The following is a 17,292-nucleotide window of genomic DNA, read 5'->3' on the forward strand; positions in this document are numbered from 1 at the left end:
GCAGAAAAATGGAGGAAATGTGGAACACCGTAGGGAATTGTCTGATAGGGACGTACGGCGAGAGGCAACGTGATGTGCTTCCGGCTTTTAGATTTACGCGGCGCAGGCAGCGCTTTTAAGTAATAGGCGTAAAAACGCAATGCCCAGAAATAGACAATAAAAATTAAAAGAAGAAAAAATAAAAATGGATGAATGATTTTCTAAGATAATTTCCAATATATTTAAAAAGGCTTAGGAATTTTCTCTAATTAAATATTTTATAGCGTTTTTATATCATTTCATTAACAATCAAATGGTTTTAGGGTGTCGTGATATAGAGTATTGATTTAATTGCCAAATTTTACCTTCAGGACGATGCGTGCAATTTGATGTGGATCAAAAATCAAAATTAGTGAAAAAATATGAATTTGAATATATTATTGGTTTTTAATTCTTATTAAAATAGCATTGCCGGGTTTTAATGCTAGTTTTGTCGACTTTTGCTGATTTTAGGTTAGGGGTTTTCTCAAGTAGGTTGAGAATATTCGTATTTTTGTTTGTTGTTATGTAACTTAATTCAAATAATAATTTTTTTCGCGCAGCGGTTATTGCTCGCATCTAATGGAGCTTCTGACATATCCCTAATATTGTCAGGTAGCAAGTATGTTCTCAGGAGAAGATAAAATGAAAAAATTATTACTGGTTGCCTCTTTGGCTTCTGTATTTGCTACAGCAAATGCGCTGGCGGACGTCACCGCTTCGGCCACCGCATCATGGGATGCGACCGCGACGAAAGACACGACCAGCATGCTGGTGGTGACCCCTCTGAACTCTCTGACGTTCCAGTACGCCGAAGGCCTGAAGGGCTTTAACGCTCAGGACGGGGCGTTTGACGTCACGATTCAGGGCCAGGACAGCGCAACGGATTTCAAATTGACCGCGCAGGTTATTAGCAGCACGCTGACGAATGCCAGCGGTGATGCCTCGACGCTGAACGTTGGCGTGGCGTGGAATGGCAAAGCCCTGTCAAACGCCTCTGAAACCATCCTTGTGAACGGATCCTCAACGTCCGGTCTTGAAAGCCTGATGGCCGACGGCGCGTACAACGGTACGAAGCGCGTTAGCGATCGGTCCAGCTTCAAGTTCACCATTGCCTCCGCCACGTCTGACGGAACGACGGCCGTAACGGATTACTCCTCGCTACCGGACGGCTACTGGACGGGCGACGTGAAGGTACAGTTCAACGCAACGTGGACCACCCCAACGGCGTAATGCATCAGAATTCGGGGGAGATCTCCCCCGAGTTTTTAGAGGAAATGTCATGAAGAGATATTTGCCAATAACCTTTTTGGCAGGGATGGTGCTGTCCTTTTCGTGCCTGGCAATAAACGTGGGCGATATTACGTCGATAATGACCGCAGAGCAGAGTTCATTATCGAAAGAAATTACCAATACTACCGATGCTGCCCGCTACGTCAGCGTCTCCATAAAGCCGCTTTCTTCACCGCTGCCCGATGGTGTGGAAATTAAACCCAATAATGCGGGCGAGATTTTGCTGACCCCGGCCAACCTTATTCTGCCCGGCCAGGCGAAAGACGTATTTCGTTTTTTCTATAAAGGCCCCGCCGATGACAGGGAGCGCTATTACCGGCTGCAGTGGATCGATGAGCCGGTGAGTGAAACCGGCGTAACGCATGCCAGCAAGGCCGCCGTTGCGACGGCATCCGCTGAAATCGGTACGCTGCTCGTCGTCGCGCCGCGAAAAGAGCGGTTCGATTACGCTCGACGTGATGACGTCATTGAAAATAAGGGAAATGTATCGTTTCGAGTCATCGCCTACGGCGCATGTAAAGACCCCTCTCACGACCGCGGGAAAGGCTGTCGCGAGCGGTATTACGTGATGCCGGGTACGAAAATTAAGCTTCAGCGTACGGACGTAAATAATAAAAATTCACATGTCGGTATCTGGCATGGCAAACAGTTTATTTCCGCTAAGTAATAAGCAATGACGTTTTCCGGTCGGGATTAAAATAGCGAAGCGTAAGGATGCATATGTCATTTAACTCTCTGGCAGGGAGAGGCGTTATTCTCTCTTTGACGTTAATTCCTGGGTACCTGAATGCCGCGCCTGTTAAAATTGGTCATTACGTTATTCCCGGTGCCTTTGCACAATCCCTGGAGCAGGGGATGAGCGTCCCCGTTTATATTCGATATGAGAAAACTGATGAAAAAAGCCAGCAAAAGATAGCTGATGCAGTTATTTCATTGGATAACGGAAATATTATCGTCAGGTCTATTACGCTGGTTGATTTGCCGGATAACGCCGTGCTGTCGGATAAAACCCGCGCGATGGTTGATAAAATGCGCGACGTAAAGTTTCGCGATAACACCTCAATCGTCCTGACGCCCGACGCCAGCCTGACGCTTAACGTCTCATCGTTTCATCTGGAAATGATCGTCAGCAAGGATGCGCTCACGGAAGCAATCGTGGCGCGAAGCAGCCTGCTCGGGCCTTCCAGCGTTAACGGCGTCTCCAACGTGCTGAATTATAATTTTGGCTCGTATTACAATGATTATAAAAACGGCAGCAGCTCACGGAGCTATTTAACCGTCGATAATATGACGGCGCTCCGGGAGCACCATTTTAATATCAACGGCTCGCTTTATGGCATTGGCAACAGCAATAGCACCGGCAAACTTTATCGGGCGATGTACGAGCGCGACGTTGGAGGCTACCGGGTGGCGCTGGGGATGCTCGATACCTGGAACGTTCAGTCTATTGCCAGCCTTAACGCGCTAAACGGCGGAAAAATCTACGGCGTAAGCTACGGCAATAAAGGCAGCACGGTTATCGAGAATACGACGCTGGCGCTAACCCCGATAAAGGTATTTCTGCCCGCGGCAGGTGAAGTGCATGTTTTCCGTGAGGGGCGGCTGCTCAGCGTCCAAAACTTCAATATGGGCAGCTATGAAATTGATACCAGCAAATTCCCCTACGGCGTGTACGACGTCAGGGTCGATATTGTGGTGAATGGCCGCACGGTCAACACTCTCGTAAGCCGGGTCAATAAAATCTTCTCGAGGCGACAGCAGGCGGGGGCCGGTTCATTCTCGTGGCAGGTTTTTGGCGGCTCCCTGGACTACGACCGCGTAAGCTACCGACGTCATCATTACCGCGACGAGGGCAGCGAGCAGACGTGGATTGCAGGAGGCGCCGCGTCCGCCACCCTGGCGGTGCTGTCCGGGCTCAACGTGAAATCGACGCTTTACGGTTTCGACGCGAACGCCGTCAACGAAACGGACGTGACGCTCAGCGTCAATGAGCACGTGAGCGTGGGCGCCCAGACGCTGGTGGCAAACGACGGCACGTGGCGAAACGTGAGCAATATTACGCTGTCGTCGCCGGGAGGATTTGGCTCGCTGTGGGCGTCCCGCGAGGATAGCCATATCGGGTCGCGTTTGCCTGTGCAGGAGCGCGATAACGACTCGGTGGGCGCGACGCTCAATCTGAGCAAATTTGTGCCTCACGGCGGTTCACTTACCGTGAGCCAGACCGTGAACCGCTATTCCGGCAACAAATATCGCAATCTCGACTACAGCACGACGCTCTATTCCGGTCGTTATGCCACGGTGGGGTTGCGCGCGGGGCTCCAGCGCTATTACTACAACAACGTCAACGATGACGGACGCCAGGAGCGCTATATCAGCCTGGATTTCTCCCTCCCGCTGGCCTCGTGGATGAGCCTGGGCGTTTCGAGGGATCGTTACGGCAGCACGCAGGGGAATATCAGCGCCCGCAAGCAGTTCGCAGAAGGGGCGATCAGGTCGGTGGGGCTTTCTGCATCAACGCGCCTGAGCGGTGAGCAGGCCGGCGATAACCGCTACTCCGTCAACGGCAACCTGGGGTATGACACGAAATACAATGCCGGCACCGTTTCCGTGACCCGCGCCGGGGATGCCTCTACCAACATGAACTATTCCTCGCAGGGCTCGGTCGCGTGGGCGGGCGGAGAGTTTGGCCTGAGTAAGGAAAGGGAGCGTTCGGGGATAATCATTAAAACCGATAGCGTGGGCGACGGAAGGCTGGCGGCGAAAATTAATAATCAACACTATGTGCTGAGCGGCAGCTCGAGCTTTATCGCCCTGCCGCCGTATGCCCAATACAAGCTGGAAATAATGAACGATAAAAATTCGGAAGACAGCTTTGATATTGTTTCCGGGCGTAAAGATACGCTTAACCTTTATCCCGGCAACGTCGGCATCGTGTCGCCCGATATAAAAAGCATGGTGACGGTATTTGGCCGCATCCGCTATCCCGACGGTAACCTCGCGGCGAACGTCGATATTCACAATCACATTGGAAAAACGCGTACCGACGATAAGGGCGAGTTCGCCATTGATATCGATAAAAAATTCCCCGTGATTACCCTCGTTTCACGCAGCGGAAATATTTGCGAAGCCGATTTGGATCTTAACAAGGCGCGCGGTGCCGCGTGGGTGGGCGATATTCAGTGTAACGCTCAGGAATCGCTGGCCCAAAGGTAAGGATAAAAAAATGAAATTACTTCCTGGATTGCTTTTTGCCTGCGCCATGCTGCCGGTCTCGGGCCCGGCGCTGGCCCTCACGGCGTCAACGCAGGCGGCGGTGAGCAACACGTTTTTGTTTATCGAGAATAACGTCGATAATGAATTTTTCATCACGCCCTCGTCGCTCGATCCGCGCATCAGCGGCGCGAACACGTGGGTGAAATATGGTTCCGATCAGGACAGCCTGGGCTATATGGGCATCGTCGGCTGGGTTGCCAATACGAATTATTATAAAGACATGTGGATTGAAAACTCGCCAATAAGCGAACCGTTCCGCGGGATCCGCTGTACGACGGGCGCTAACTGCCCGTCGTCAGGCTACATATCCGCGGATTTAACCGACCGATTCGGTTTCTATCACACGAAAGCGACGGGGGGAGGCATTGGCGGAGGGTATTACGGCTTCGCGTCTTTGGGCGACGCTGCCTATGACTATTTCCGCAATATGTCCGTGGGGGCCACAGAAACCTATAACCTCAACTTTTGCCGCACGACGGTCGACTATGATTATGCAGCCGGCGAGCGCTGTAAGGATCAAAGCAGCGGCAACTGGTACATTCGGCCCTATTCACTGACCAAGGTAGGGCACCTGTCGCTTGAATCAACCAACGCGTTCCAGGAATTGTGGATCGCCAGCGACGGTACGCCCAGCATCGCCAAAGACAGCGGCTTCTGCGAGCTGGGCGTGGTGGGCAACGTCGACGGCGTGATCTGCAAAATGATCTCGTATCATTTTAGCCAGTCCAGCAGCCTGACAAATTCGCTGCGTATTCGAATGTACGCCGACAGCGCGCTGCTGGGCTTTTCACCGGCTGCGGCAACGATTAAATATTCCGGCGATGGGCAAAGCTGGACAAACTTCAGCAGCGCGGTGATTTACAGCAACCTCTTCAGCAGCGGCGGAGAGTATGTCTATGTCTTTCTCTCAAAGACGTTTTTAAAGAATATGGTCGACGCTGGCGTGAGTATTTCGAACACGCAGCCCTTTACGTTTGCATTTACGAATAGCGTGACGCCGGAGTCGGGTTATTATCAGTTTTCACCGTCGCTACAGCTGAATATTGTGCCGAAAGAGTATGGGATAAGCATATTGACGTCGGACAATACCACCTCAGCCAGCGGCAGCGGCGTTATTGGAGAAGAAACGCCAATTGAAATGGATTATGTCATTACCGTATCCGGCCCGCGCCAGGCAGATAGCATTACGGCGCAGGTTACCGGAGACAGCACGACGATCAATTCTGTTCCTTACTGCCTGTTTACGTCCGGGCAGGACGGCATAAATGTGCCCATTCCGGCGTATCTGCGCTACAGCGACCGTTCCGGCGGCACCGTGCAGGCGCGCAACAGCTGCAGCGAAGAGGCCATAAGCCTCAGCAATGCGCTATGGCAGCAGGCTCCATGGGATGCAAACAACACCGACGACGGCAGCTTTTTCACGACAAACCTGACGCTGCTGTTTCCTATGAATGACTCCCGCTCTTTGCTCACGGTCTCCGGCAGCGACTGGGAAGGCGTGGTGAGCGCAAGCGGCGAGCTGCGGGTGACGGCAAACTGGGTGGGAGTCACGCCATGAGCCGTGGGCGCGTAGCGATTTTTTATTCAGCACTCCTGCTGGCGGCGTTATTTTTACCTCGCGCGAACGCCATTTATATGGACTCAACGATCTATGAAATGGCGTCCGACGAGTCGTTTATCAGCAAGCGAATCGTGAACGACGGCAGCAAACAGAATTTGTACGGTATCGCAGCCGTAAAAATAGACCGGCCGGGAGCGGGAGGCGAACGTCGTGAACGTATTGCAAACGGAGAGCTTCTCTTTGCTCCGCTGAGCTTCTCGCTGTCTCCGGGAAGCGGTGAGTTTTTCAAGATTTTCTATCGCGGACCGGAAGACGATCGGGAGCGCTACTACAGGATCCTGTATAGGGAGATGCCTATGCTGCTGTTTCCCGAGAAACGTGGAGGAAAAAAAAGCGAGGCGGTACCCGTCGTTGCCATGGAAACCATTCTGGTGGTTCGCCCCAGAAAAATCAGTTTTAGCTATTCGCTGGACGAGAGTCGAGGCGTAATAAAAAATACCGGAAATACATTTTTTAAGCTCATTCTGCACAAAGGCTGTCACTCGGCGGACGATGAGGCCGAGATGATTTACCTGCTGCCCGGCGAAACGTTTGATAGCGCAAGGTTGAAGGGGCAAAATAAAAAATTCATTGTCGCGATGAAAAAATATATACCCTTGGGTAATGCCTGTTTTGATGCTCAAAACAGCATCAAATGAAAAGAATATTATATTGCTAACTCTTTTCAATAAAATTATTCTGGATCGGGTGATGATATCTCCATGAGAATATAAGAGCCTATTCAGATGAAATGTGTGATTAATGAACGGATCGTATATGATTTCAACAATAGAGAGTTGAGTTTATATTCCAGAAAGGTAACTTTACCCGCAGCAACGGCAAGATTACTCGCATTGTTTATTATGCATAATGGTCAGCAGGTTAATCGTGAGCCTATTATTGAGGAGGTGTGGGGAAAGCATGGCATGGCACCCTCTGGACACAGTCTCAATAAAAATATTAGCCTTTTACGCAAAGCATTTTCTGAACTTGGCGAATTAAATTTAATTGAAACCATCCCTCGCGAAGGCTTCGTTTTTCGGGCCAGCATCAGAAGTCTGGATCCTTATTCTCTGGACATCACACCGTCAACGGCAATGGACAGAAATGAAGAGGGGCACAACAGCAATAGGATATTTTATTTTCTATGGCTAACGGTTGGCGTATTAGTGTTGCTTGCCTCAGGACTTTTGTATTGTGGTTTCTTCAAAAATGACGATGTTACCTTCGTGCGGAAAATAGGAGGCTGTAAAATATTCACAACGCGTGATAACCCTCCTGGGAAAATTGCCCATTTCCTGCTGACGGAAAAATGGCAGAAGATCCGCTCCGTCTGTTCAGAAGGACAGCGGGTTATCGTGTTCTATGATGACAACAGTCTTTCAGGGGATAACAGGCTAAAAGAACATTTTCTAAGCGTGTGTCCGGCGGATAAAAAAGGTATGGCGTATGCGTGCGAAAATTACGTTTATTAGCCTGAGCGTGCTTCTTATGGTTATTTTCTTGCTGGCTTTACTGATTCACGCTAACCCCAGCGCGCTGGTGTGTACTGCCCGATATCATCTCGCGTTAAGTACGCAGCAGGATGGGATCGCTATCAGCGGTGAGGTTTTACAGGTTTTTCGCATCGCTTCGAAGTCAGAAGGAGTTGTTTCACAGGTGGGCGTGATAACAGTGAATGAGAAAGGCTATTCGGTAAACCGAACGACAATCATAAAGTTTGTCGGTAAGGACAGCGATGGGTATCTGCGCACCCTGCGCAAGGGGATCGTTAAGAATGAGAATGACGATCTCCCTGACGCCATCACGGATATCCTGATGTCTAAGCAAAAGCTATTTTTTTATAAAGTCATGCCCATATCCGGGAATATTTATGGAATAAGAGATTTACGTCGTACGATTGCTGTTTGCAGAGCCGACCGGCCGGAAGGCATGCACCGGTTCACCAGGATTTTTTCGCCCGCCATGTCGTCGTGGTGAATATAAATCCTGAATAACGCAGCTCTGTATTATTTTATGCTGTCTTGATGTGAATTTCAGGACGTTTATGTGTACTGGACCCTGACTGCGTTTTCTCCTGTCCGGATTCTTAAAAGGATTTTACTATGCCCATAAAGCGATAAAGCACTTTTTAAGGGAGGGGATTAACCGAAATTCCGACTTAAAACGTCACGCTGCGCCTGGCGCGTAGCGTCTATAAGCCGTTCCATGCGAAATACAAATTCAAAGGCGCTTTTAAACGGGCGAGAGGATTACGTTGTATAAATAACGGTGTGGTAATTATTATGAATGCGAAAAAGATATTTCTTCTAAGCTATGATATTTATCTTTTCTCAGGGATTAAATCATTCATACCTAATCTGGTACTGGTAGATGCAAACACGTTTGTCCTGGATGCGAGCTTATTAACGCCTCGGTTCAGCTTGTGCCTGCTTATTGTGGATACGCGCGTGCCTTTTCTTTGGGTGAATAAATGGCTGCAGCGAAACAGCAGCCAGTTCAGCAATTTCAAATGCGTCGCGTTAACGATGAGTGAAAGTCAGTGCATTAATCGGGGATATGAGTCTCTCGAGTCGGTAAGCGGCAGTTTAACCAGTAAGAGTATTATCCACTTTTTGCAAAGCAGAGCGCTGAATCCAATGGTCAATGGCATAGCGCAGGGTGAGGAGGTGATGACATTTCAGCTTACCGATTTTGAAGAGGAATTATTCAGAGTTTCCTTTGATAAGGAGGCTCTGGACGATTTCTGCATCGCCAACTCGCTGAGCAAAAAAGCGCTGTATCGCTACAGGGAAAAAATCACCCATCGCCTGGGCCTGAGCCATTTTAATGAAAGCATCATTTTCGTTTGCCGTAATAATTTGCTTGGCTTCTCTGCGCACGGAAAAGAGCACGCCCACGCGCCGGCTGATAAAAACGGATCGGAAAGCCCTGAGGCCCAGCGGTTGAGTCTGGCATTAAAAAATGACGAAATTGTTCCCTGGTTTCAGCCCATCGTCGATGGTCAGGGAGAAGTGCGCGGCGTGGAAATACTTGCGCGCTGGCCAATGGGCCATAACTACGCAATCTCGCAGCGCGAATTTATTCCTCTCGCGGAGCAAAGCGGGCTAATGAGCGAGCTCACAAGCTATCTGATGAATAAAGTGGCTGAGGATCTTAACCTTTGCCGCGGATGGGGGGATAAATCGCTTTATGTCGCGTTTAACGTCAGCCCGGCGCATTTAAGCAATCCGGTATTTTATTGGGAATGCCTGCATTTCCTCGAGCTTACGGCTTCGCTACCGGTTACGCTGATGATTGAAATTACGGAAAACCAAACGCTTCAGGTTAACCTTGCCCTGAAGGAGCTCATGCGCTCTTTACGAAATAGAGGCGTCCTGTTTGCGCTCGATGACTTTGGTACGGGCTATGCCAATTTATGTTATTTAAATGAACTCGATTTGGACGTTATTAAGATTGATAAAGTGTTTATCAATACTATTAAGAACGAGGAGCAGACGTTGCCGATGCTGGAGTCGATCATCAATCTGGCAAAATTGCTGGGGCTGGGCATCGTGGCGGAAGGCGTGGAGCGTGAACCGCAGCATCAGTGGCTTACCGATCGTCAGGTCGACCTGCTGCAGGGATATTATTATTTACCGCCGGTCAGCTTTTGCGACTTCGCTTACTATGCCCGGCTTGAACATGCTTCCGGCCTCGGTGCAGAGAAGGGCTGGCGCTATGGTGATGATAGCGTGAGGCTCACCGCACCTTAGGGGAGAGCCTCTTTCGTGGATGCGGGGCTTAACCGCTAAACACCACCTGCGCCCAGCGGGCCAGCCCCGCGGTTACGGAGCCAAAGTCATCGCCTCCCGCAATCGGAATGCCCGGCAGCTGTTCCGCCAGCGCTTTTTTGACGAGCGGTGAGCGGGCGCTGCCGCCGGTCAGGTAAATCACGTCCGGCTTCTCGTTGCCGTTTTCGAGCGCCAGCTGCACCTGCTCCAGAATCCGCTGCAGCGGCTGGGAAAGCGCCGCCTCAAGCCCTTCCTGTGAAATCGCCGTGGCCAGGTCGTCGCTGATGAACGGCAGAGACACCGCGTGTTCCGGGCGATCGGAAAGCGCGATTTTGCTCTCTTCAGCGGTTCGCACCACGCGATAGCTCAGGCGCTGGCGCCACACCTTATGCAGCAGGGCGACTTTATCCGCGTCCTGCGCGTCGCGCACCAGGTCGTTGAGGAAGCGGCCGTTGGCGGTGCTGTAAAAATCGCTCTGCGCCGGCACGTCGTTGATGGCGATGGCGTTCCACCACGGCAGGATCGGCAGGGCGATGCCTTTTTCAGTTTGCCCGCCCATGCCGAGCAGCGGCATCAGGCTTTTGAACGCCAGGGCGATATCCAGATCGTTACCGCCGACGCGGCAGCCGCTGTGGCCGAGAAGGCTGTTTTCGCGATCGCGACGGGCGTGCCACTGCGGCCCCATCAGCAGCAGCGAGCAGTCCGTGGTCCCGCCCCCGATGTCGACAACCAGCACGCGCTTCTCTTCCGTTAGCGTGGCCTCGAAGTCCAGACCGGCCGCGACCGGCTCGTACTGGAACACCACGTCGCGAAAGCCCGCGCGGTGCGCGGCGCGCTCAAGGATGCCCTGAGCCTGCCGGTTCGCCTCATCGCCGCCCAGCCCCTGGAAGTTAATCGGACGACCAATCACCGCCTGGTCAATCGCCTCCGTCACCTGCGTTTGCGCCTGGTTGCGGATGTGCAGCATCATGGCGCAGACCAGATCTTCAAACATCGCCACCTGCTGCGGCTTCAGGCCGCTGGCGCCGAGGAAGGATTTTGGTGATTTAACGAAGTACACCTCTTCCGGGTCTTCAATATAGTGCCCGAGCGAGGAGAGGCCGAACTGCACGCTGGACGGCGTAACCTCAATGTCTTCATCGCGGTTAAAGCTGACCGCCCGGCGCAGCAGGGCCTGGCTTTCCGCCGCGGTGGCAGGAACCTGGTGATGGCGATACAGCCATTCGCTGACCGCTTCACGCGTCGGGGCGCAGAGCATTGACGGCAGCAGGGTGCTCTCCTTCTCCATTTTCAGGAGCTGAGGCTGGCCGTTTTGCATAATCGCCACCGAGCAGTTCGCGGTGCCGTAGTCGAATCCAATAAACACGTTAAGTCCCCATGCCGGTGAGAAGGGGCGAGACTTTAGCGAAATGTCCGCCTGGCGACAACAGGAATATGAAAGCAAGGCGAAACCGATGCTTTCCGTTTAGACTCAGGAAAACCTGAAAGGAGCGACGATGTATACCCTGACCTGGCAACCCCCCTACGACTGGCACTGGATGTTTAGCTTTCTTGGCGCGCGTGCGGTGACCGGCGTCGAAACCGTCACGGAGGCCTACTACGAGCGCAGCTTTGCCTGCGAGGGGTACCAGGGGATATTTCGCGTGACGCCGGACGAGCAGGCCCAAACGCTTCAGGTGACGCTCAGCCCCGGGTTAATTCCGGTTGCGCAGGCCTGCCTTGCGCGAATCGGGCGGCTTTTCGATCTCGACTGCGATCCTGCTGCGATCCGCTCGGCGCTGGGGGAGCTGGGGGCCGAACGGCCCGGCCTGCGCCTGCCCGGCGCGATGGATGCGTATGAACAGGGCGTGCGGGCGATCCTTGGGCAGCTGGTGAGCGTGGCGATGGCGGCCAGGCTGGCGACGCGCGTGGTCGAGCTGTGCGGCGAACCGGTGAAAGACGCCCCGGGATACCGCTGCTTCCCAACGCCATACGCGCTGGCCGCGGCCGATCCGCTGGCGTTGAAAGCCCTCGGCATGCCGCTAAAGCGCGCGGAGTCGCTGATTCATCTGGCTCAATCGGTGGTCGACGGCGAGTTTCCGCTATCGCCGCCCGAGGACGTCGAGGCCGGAATGAAGGGCCTGCAGCAGCGGCCTGGCATTGGCCGATGGACCGCAAACTATCTCGCCCTGCGCGGCTGGCAGGCGAAAGATGTTTTTCTTCCGGACGATTATCTGATCAAGCAGCGCTTTGCCGGCATGACGGCCGCGCAGATACGCCGCTACGCCGAGCGCTGGCGGCCCTGGCGCTCGTACGCGCTGCTGCACATCTGGTATACGGAGGGCTGGAAGCCCTAGTTAATCGCGAAGTAGCTGGTGTTCAGCAGAAGCTCCAGCGGTTTCGGTTCCGAGAGGGTATCCCCGTAGATGTAGTCGATGCCAATACCGGAAAGCGTGTCCATCATGATCGGCTGATTGCACGGCCCGGCCAGCGTTTTCATCCCCAGCCGCTGGGCGTGGCCCTGAATAATGGTCACCATCATTTCGTCCATCAGGTTCCCGTGGACGTGCGTGACGATGTCCGGATCGAGCATCAGGTAATCGGCCACGTTGGCGCTCAGGTGGTTGAATATGTCCATATCCCCCCCGACCTGGCTCAGCACAACGCGGCAGCCCGCGCCGCGGAGTTTGTGCAGCCCCTGCTGGAGCTTGACGTCTTCAGAGCGAACGACGTTAACGGGGATAACCAGGTGCAGCAGCCGTCCCGGCAGCGGCCCGTTCTGCAGATGATCGAGCAGCTCATCGACCAGCGTGGCGCTGGACAACCCCGCCTCCGACAGCGGCAGGGCGACGCCGAGCCCCTTCGTGGCCACCAGCGCGGCGAAGGTGCGGAAAAACTCCCCGAAGAGACGCCTGTCGAGCGCGTGCAGCAGCTCCCGCTCGGTCAGCCCTGCGCGGAAGGCCTGCTCCTCCTGCATCTCTCCCTGGCTGGTCCACAGGCGTAGCGAAATCAGCCAGAAGCTGCACGTTTCCGGAATGCGCGGAGACGCAACGCTGCGGGCCATCATCACCAGCGGGTTGTCTTTAATCATGTGCCACTGTTCATCCAGAGACATCATGCTGCGCATGCTGTGCGCGCGTTCCTGCTGCGGGGTGTAAACCGTCACTACGCCGCGTCCGTTATTTTTCGAGGCGTAGCAGGCAATATCCGCCTGCGACATCACCTCCGCGGCCTGATAGTTCGCGTCGTCGAGGATCGTAATCCCGGCGCTGGCGCCGATACGGTGCAGGCGGCCTTCCCACATAAAGTGATAGTTGTTGATCGAATGAATCAGGCGACCCGTAATATAGCGTGCGCTCTCAACGTTGCAGTCCGGCAGCAGCAGGCCAAACTCATCGCCGCCCAGGCGCGCCAGCACGTCGCTTGAGCGCAGCATGGTCAGCATCAAAGAGGAGAGCTCGCGAAGCAGGGCGTCGCCCGCGGCGTGCCCCGCGGTGTCGTTGACGGCCTTAAAGCGATCGAGATCGATAAAGACCAGCGCGTGGCGCTGGTGCGTCTCCTGCACGGTTTGCAGCAGACGCTTGAGGTGCGCTTCGAAACTGACGCGGTTCGCCAGGCGGGTGAGGGCGTCATGGGATGCGCTGTAGCTAAGCTGGCGCAGCATTTTGCGCGACTCGGTGACGTCCTGAATGACCAGCACCGAACCGATGTTTTGCCCGTCCAGCGTGCTGAGCGGGGTGATGCTGTAGTGAATGTCGAAGCTGCCCCCGTGGCGGCAGTTGAGCACCAGCTCCTGATCCATCTTCGAGCGGGATATATCGCCGCTGTGGATGTTCTCCATGATCGGGCCTTTTACCCCGAAGGTAATATGCAACACCTTGAGGAGCGGTTGACCGATCGCTTCACCCTGCGGCCAGCCGCTCATTTTCTCCGCCACCGGGTTCATGAAGGTCACGTTCATGTCGACGTCCGTACACAGCACCGCTTCGCCGATGGAGTCGAGGGTAATATGCAGACGCTCTTTTTCCTGAAACAGCGCTTCGTTAAGCTGTTTCACCTCGGTCATGTCCATGTTAATGCCGAGCAGGCGCTCCACGTCGCCGTCCTTGCTCAGCACCCGGTTCGCCAGCGAGCGAATGTGGCGCACGCCCTCTTTGACCCGAATACGAAACTCAAGCTTGAACGGCTGTCTCGCCGTCAGCGAGTCGCGAATGACCTGCTCGGCGTGCTCGCGGTCTTCCGGCACAACCGAATCATACCAAAGCTGCCAGGTGGGCTTGATGTGGGGCGGGATTTCGTAAAGCTCAAACATCCGCTTATCCCAGCTGATAACGTCCGGCGCTAAATCCCACTCCCAGATGCCGATGCCGCCCGCTTCGTTGGCGAGGGTGATGCGCTCCATCAGCCGCTTATTGACCCACTCCGTCTGCTTGAGGTCGTTGATGTCCTCAATCTGAGCAATAAAGTAGAGCGGCGATCCGTCGGCGTGGCGAACCAGTGAAACCGCCAGTAGCGCCCACACCACTTCTCCGCTACGCGTGTAATAGCGTTTCTCCATGGAGTAGGTGTTGATATCGCCGTTCAGCAGCTGTTGGAGCTGCTCAAGGTCGATGTTCAGATCGTCAGGCCACGTTAACTGCTGGAACGTGAGCGATTGCAGCTCCGCCTGGCTGTAGCCCAGGAACTGACACAGCGCTTTGTTCGCCTGCAGCCATTGGCCTTCAATTCCTACCAGCGCCATCCCGATGGCGGAATATTCCATCGCGTTGCGAAAGCGCTCTTCGCTCTCGGTGATGTGTTTACGCTCGGCGCGGAAGGCGTACATCACCATCGTCATGATGTTCGCGGGGAGCAGCATCATCAAAAACGGCAGCCACGGCGCGTTAAGCATCGCGTTGGAGTGCTGCGAGACCAGAAGAGAGGGCGCGTGAGCCATCATCAGGGAGACCATCATTACCGTCGCCAGGAAGACCATGAACGCTTCCATGCGGGGCAAGCGTACCGCGCTCCACATCAGCAGAACGATAATGCAGGTAAATGGCCACGGCATCCAAAGGATAGAAATCCAGCTGAACGCCAGGGTAATCGCCATGGTTACCAGCGTCTCAAACAGCAGATGGGGATTGCGGTGGCGCAGCAGGTAGTGCGGTTTGAACAGTAACCCCAGCGGCACCAGCGCCAGCGCGCCAATGGATTCTGATAATACCCAAACCAGGAAGTGGCGTAGGGGTTCATCGTCTGGCACCAGAAGGTGCACCAGCACGCCGCCTACGATTGGCGGCACGATGGCGCTGCCGATGGCCAGCCGAACCCAGTCGTTCAGATTTTGCAGCGGGTTATACCAGGGAAGGAGCTTGCGCAGCAGCAGCGCGCCGATGCAGGCCTCGATGACGTTAATCGACGTATATATAACGCTTATCGACTCCCACGAAAAAAGTAGCCACGAGGCAAACACGTTGCCAAAGGAGCAGGCCAGCGCAATGCCGGGCCACATTTTCCCGGCATGACGGTAAAACGCCACCATCATAATTGACGTCGGGAACCACACCGGCGCCAGAAGCGTGCCGAAGCGGGCGAGCTCAAGCGAGAAAAGCGTAAAAATAAAGGTGACCAGGCCCAGACAGACAAGTCGCAGTAAAGGATGTGAGGAGGTAACCAAAACCCGATGGTGTTGTTTATTCATTACCGCGTTATCCAGGGACGCCATGCCGTCAGGAGCGAAATCCGGACGCGTGAAAGTGAGAGTGGGGTTTATGCTAGTACAAACAATTTACAATTCCTATGCCGACTGCTCATAATTTGACATCATAGACTTATTAAAGAGTTACTCTGCTAAAAATTCATCCCAGACGCTGAAAAAACAGGCGTTAAAATTTAGCTCAGGGAGTGATAAACGACTTTGCTGCCCCTCTCGCAATACCTGCGCATTCGACTGGTATCGCGCAGGCGAAATCCCTATAATTGCCGCGTTTGACGCTACGGCGTCGTCCTTCCTTAACATCCAGGTCAATCAGGTCGCTAAATTTATGACTGATAAGTCTCATCAGTGCGTCATTATCGGCATCGCCGGCGCATCAGCTTCAGGTAAAAGTCTTATTGCCAGTACGCTTTATCGCGAACTGCGCGAACAAGTTGGTGATGAGCATATCGGCGTCATACCCGAAGACTGCTATTACAAAGACCAATCTCATCTTTCGATGGAAGAGCGCGTTAAGACCAACTATGACCATCCGAACGCGATGGATCACAGCCTGCTGTTCCAGCATTTAGAGGCGCTGAAAAGCGGCCAGGCCATTGAGCTGCCGGTTTACAGCTACGTCGAGCATACTCGCCTCAAGGAGACCGTTCGCATTGAGCCGAAGAAGGTCATCATTCTGGAGGGCATTCTCCTGCTGACGGACGCGCGCCTGCGCGAATCGATGAACTTCTCTATCTTCGTCGATACCCCGCTGGATATCTGCCTGATGCGCCGTATTAAGCGCGATGTCAACGAGCGCGGCCGCTCAATGGACTCCGTGATGGCGCAGTATCAAAAAACCGTGCGCCCGATGTTCCTGCAATTTATTGATCCTTCCAAGCAATATGCCGATATTATCGTCCCTCGTGGCGGCAAAAACCGTATCGCCATTGATATCTTAAAAGCGAAAATCAGCCAGTTTTTTGAATAAGCCGTGCGAATTGTGTACCGTTCAGAGATAACCTGGTTTTGCCCTGAGCCTGTACGGCGTCAGGGCGCGATGCACGAAAGGAGAGAGTGCCATGCGTCTTTGTGACCGTGATATAGAAGCCTGGCTGGATGAAGGCCGCCTGTCTATTACCCCGCGTCCGCCGGTGGAGCGTATTAACGGCGTCACCGTCGACGTGCGTTTGGGGAATAAATTCCGCACCTTCAGCGGCCATACTGCACCGTTTATCGACCTGAGCGGGCCGAAAGATGAAGTCAGTGCGGCGCTTGACCGGGTGATGAGCGACGAAATTGTTCTTGAAGACGGCGAGGCGTTTTATCTTCATCCTGGCGAACTGGCGCTGGCCGTGACCTTTGAGTCGGTCACGCTGCCGGCCGATCTGGTGGGCTGGCTTGACGGACGCTCCTCGCTGGCGCGCCTGGGGCTGATGGTCCACGTGACCGCGCACCGAATCGATCCGGGCTGGTCAGGGCGCATTGTGCTGGAGTTTTTCAACGCCGGTAAACTGCCGCTGGCGCTGCGCCCGGGCATGATGATAGGTGCGCTCAGCTTTGAACCGTTAACGGGCCCGGCGGATCGTCCCTACAACCGCCGCCAGGACGCAAAATACCGCGATCAGCAGGGTGCGGTCGCCAGTCGTATTGATAAAGACTGATTGCTAGTCCACTGA

General features: G+C 53.9%; 13 protein-coding genes. 11 read left to right on the forward strand and 2 right to left on the reverse strand.

The annotated features are described in order from the left end of the window. Positions 1 to 663: 663 nt before the first annotated feature. The 8 genes from DBY73_RS06840 to DBY73_RS06875 all read left to right on the forward strand — a co-directional run bounded on the left by DBY73_RS06840 (position 664) and on the right by DBY73_RS06875 (position 9,939). The gene (locus tag DBY73_RS06840; RefSeq protein ID WP_112010710.1) at positions 664 to 1,251 is read left to right on the forward strand and encodes a common pilus major fimbrillin subunit EcpA; all 588 of its coding nucleotides are present in this window, start codon (positions 664 to 666) and stop codon (positions 1,249 to 1,251) included. Between the two features lie 49 nt (positions 1,252 to 1,300). Continuing rightward, complete coding sequence (locus DBY73_RS06845; protein WP_112010432.1) at positions 1,301 to 1,978, forward strand: hypothetical protein; 678 nt, start codon at positions 1,301 to 1,303, stop codon at positions 1,976 to 1,978. A gap of 47 nt (positions 1,979 to 2,025) precedes the next feature. After that, positions 2,026 to 4,524: a CS1-pili formation C-terminal domain-containing protein gene (locus DBY73_RS06850; RefSeq protein WP_112010433.1), complete on the forward strand. Its 2,499-nt coding sequence runs from the start codon at positions 2,026 to 2,028 to the stop codon at positions 4,522 to 4,524. 10 nt (positions 4,525 to 4,534) lie between these two features. Next, the gene (locus tag DBY73_RS06855) at positions 4,535 to 6,142 is read left to right on the forward strand and encodes a fimbrial protein (protein ID WP_112010434.1); all 1,608 of its coding nucleotides are present in this window, start codon (positions 4,535 to 4,537) and stop codon (positions 6,140 to 6,142) included. Next, on the forward strand, positions 6,139 to 6,843 hold the full coding sequence (locus DBY73_RS06860) for a fimbria/pilus periplasmic chaperone (protein ID WP_112010435.1): 705 nt from the start codon (positions 6,139 to 6,141) through the stop codon (positions 6,841 to 6,843). Before DBY73_RS06855 ends, DBY73_RS06860 begins: the two co-directional genes overlap by 4 nt. Positions 6,844 to 6,930: 87 nt before the next feature. Beyond that, a complete protein-coding gene (locus tag DBY73_RS06865; RefSeq protein ID WP_112010436.1) occupies positions 6,931 to 7,659 on the forward strand; it encodes a winged helix-turn-helix domain-containing protein in 729 nt (242 codons plus the stop codon). Then, positions 7,634 to 8,164: a DUF5094 domain-containing protein gene (locus DBY73_RS06870; RefSeq protein WP_258458387.1), complete on the forward strand. Its 531-nt coding sequence runs from the start codon at positions 7,634 to 7,636 to the stop codon at positions 8,162 to 8,164. The genes DBY73_RS06865 and DBY73_RS06870 overlap by 26 nt, the downstream gene beginning before the upstream one ends. Before the next feature lie 305 nt (positions 8,165 to 8,469). After that, on the forward strand, positions 8,470 to 9,939 hold the full coding sequence (locus tag DBY73_RS06875) for an EAL domain-containing protein (RefSeq protein WP_112010437.1): 1,470 nt from the start codon (positions 8,470 to 8,472) through the stop codon (positions 9,937 to 9,939). A 28-nt stretch (positions 9,940 to 9,967) separates the two neighbouring features. Here the strand turns inward: DBY73_RS06875 and yegD are convergent, their stop codons facing one another. Beyond that, the gene (yegD, locus tag DBY73_RS06880) at positions 9,968 to 11,323 is read right to left on the reverse strand and encodes a molecular chaperone (RefSeq protein WP_112010438.1); all 1,356 of its coding nucleotides are present in this window, start codon (positions 11,321 to 11,323) and stop codon (positions 9,968 to 9,970) included. 130 nt (positions 11,324 to 11,453) lie between these two features. On the opposite strand from yegD, the gene alkA reads away from it, so the two are divergent. Next, complete coding sequence (gene alkA, locus DBY73_RS06885; protein WP_112010439.1) at positions 11,454 to 12,293, forward strand: DNA-3-methyladenine glycosylase 2; 840 nt, start codon at positions 11,454 to 11,456, stop codon at positions 12,291 to 12,293. Here the strand turns inward: alkA and DBY73_RS06890 are convergent. Then, complete coding sequence (locus DBY73_RS06890; RefSeq protein WP_112010711.1) at positions 12,290 to 15,619, reverse strand: diguanylate cyclase; 3,330 nt, start codon at positions 15,617 to 15,619, stop codon at positions 12,290 to 12,292. The genes alkA and DBY73_RS06890 overlap by 4 nt on opposite strands. A 343-nt stretch (positions 15,620 to 15,962) precedes the next feature. On the opposite strand from DBY73_RS06890, the gene udk reads away from it, so the two are divergent. Both udk and dcd read left to right on the forward strand, forming a co-directional pair. Further along, positions 15,963 to 16,604 carry a uridine kinase gene (udk, locus tag DBY73_RS06895; protein ID WP_112010440.1) on the forward strand — a complete coding sequence of 214 codons (642 nt, stop codon included), beginning with the start codon at positions 15,963 to 15,965 and terminating at the stop codon, positions 16,602 to 16,604. Between the two features lie 91 nt (positions 16,605 to 16,695). Continuing rightward, entirely contained in the window at positions 16,696 to 17,277 is a 582-nt protein-coding gene (dcd, locus tag DBY73_RS06900; RefSeq protein ID WP_112010441.1) for a dCTP deaminase, read from the forward strand. Positions 17,278 to 17,292 lie beyond the last annotated feature (15 nt).

Origin of the sequence: Enterobacter sp. RIT418 (assembly GCF_003057745.1) — a bacterium.
In the GTDB taxonomy this organism is placed as follows: domain Bacteria; phylum Pseudomonadota; class Gammaproteobacteria; order Enterobacterales; family Enterobacteriaceae; genus Enterobacter.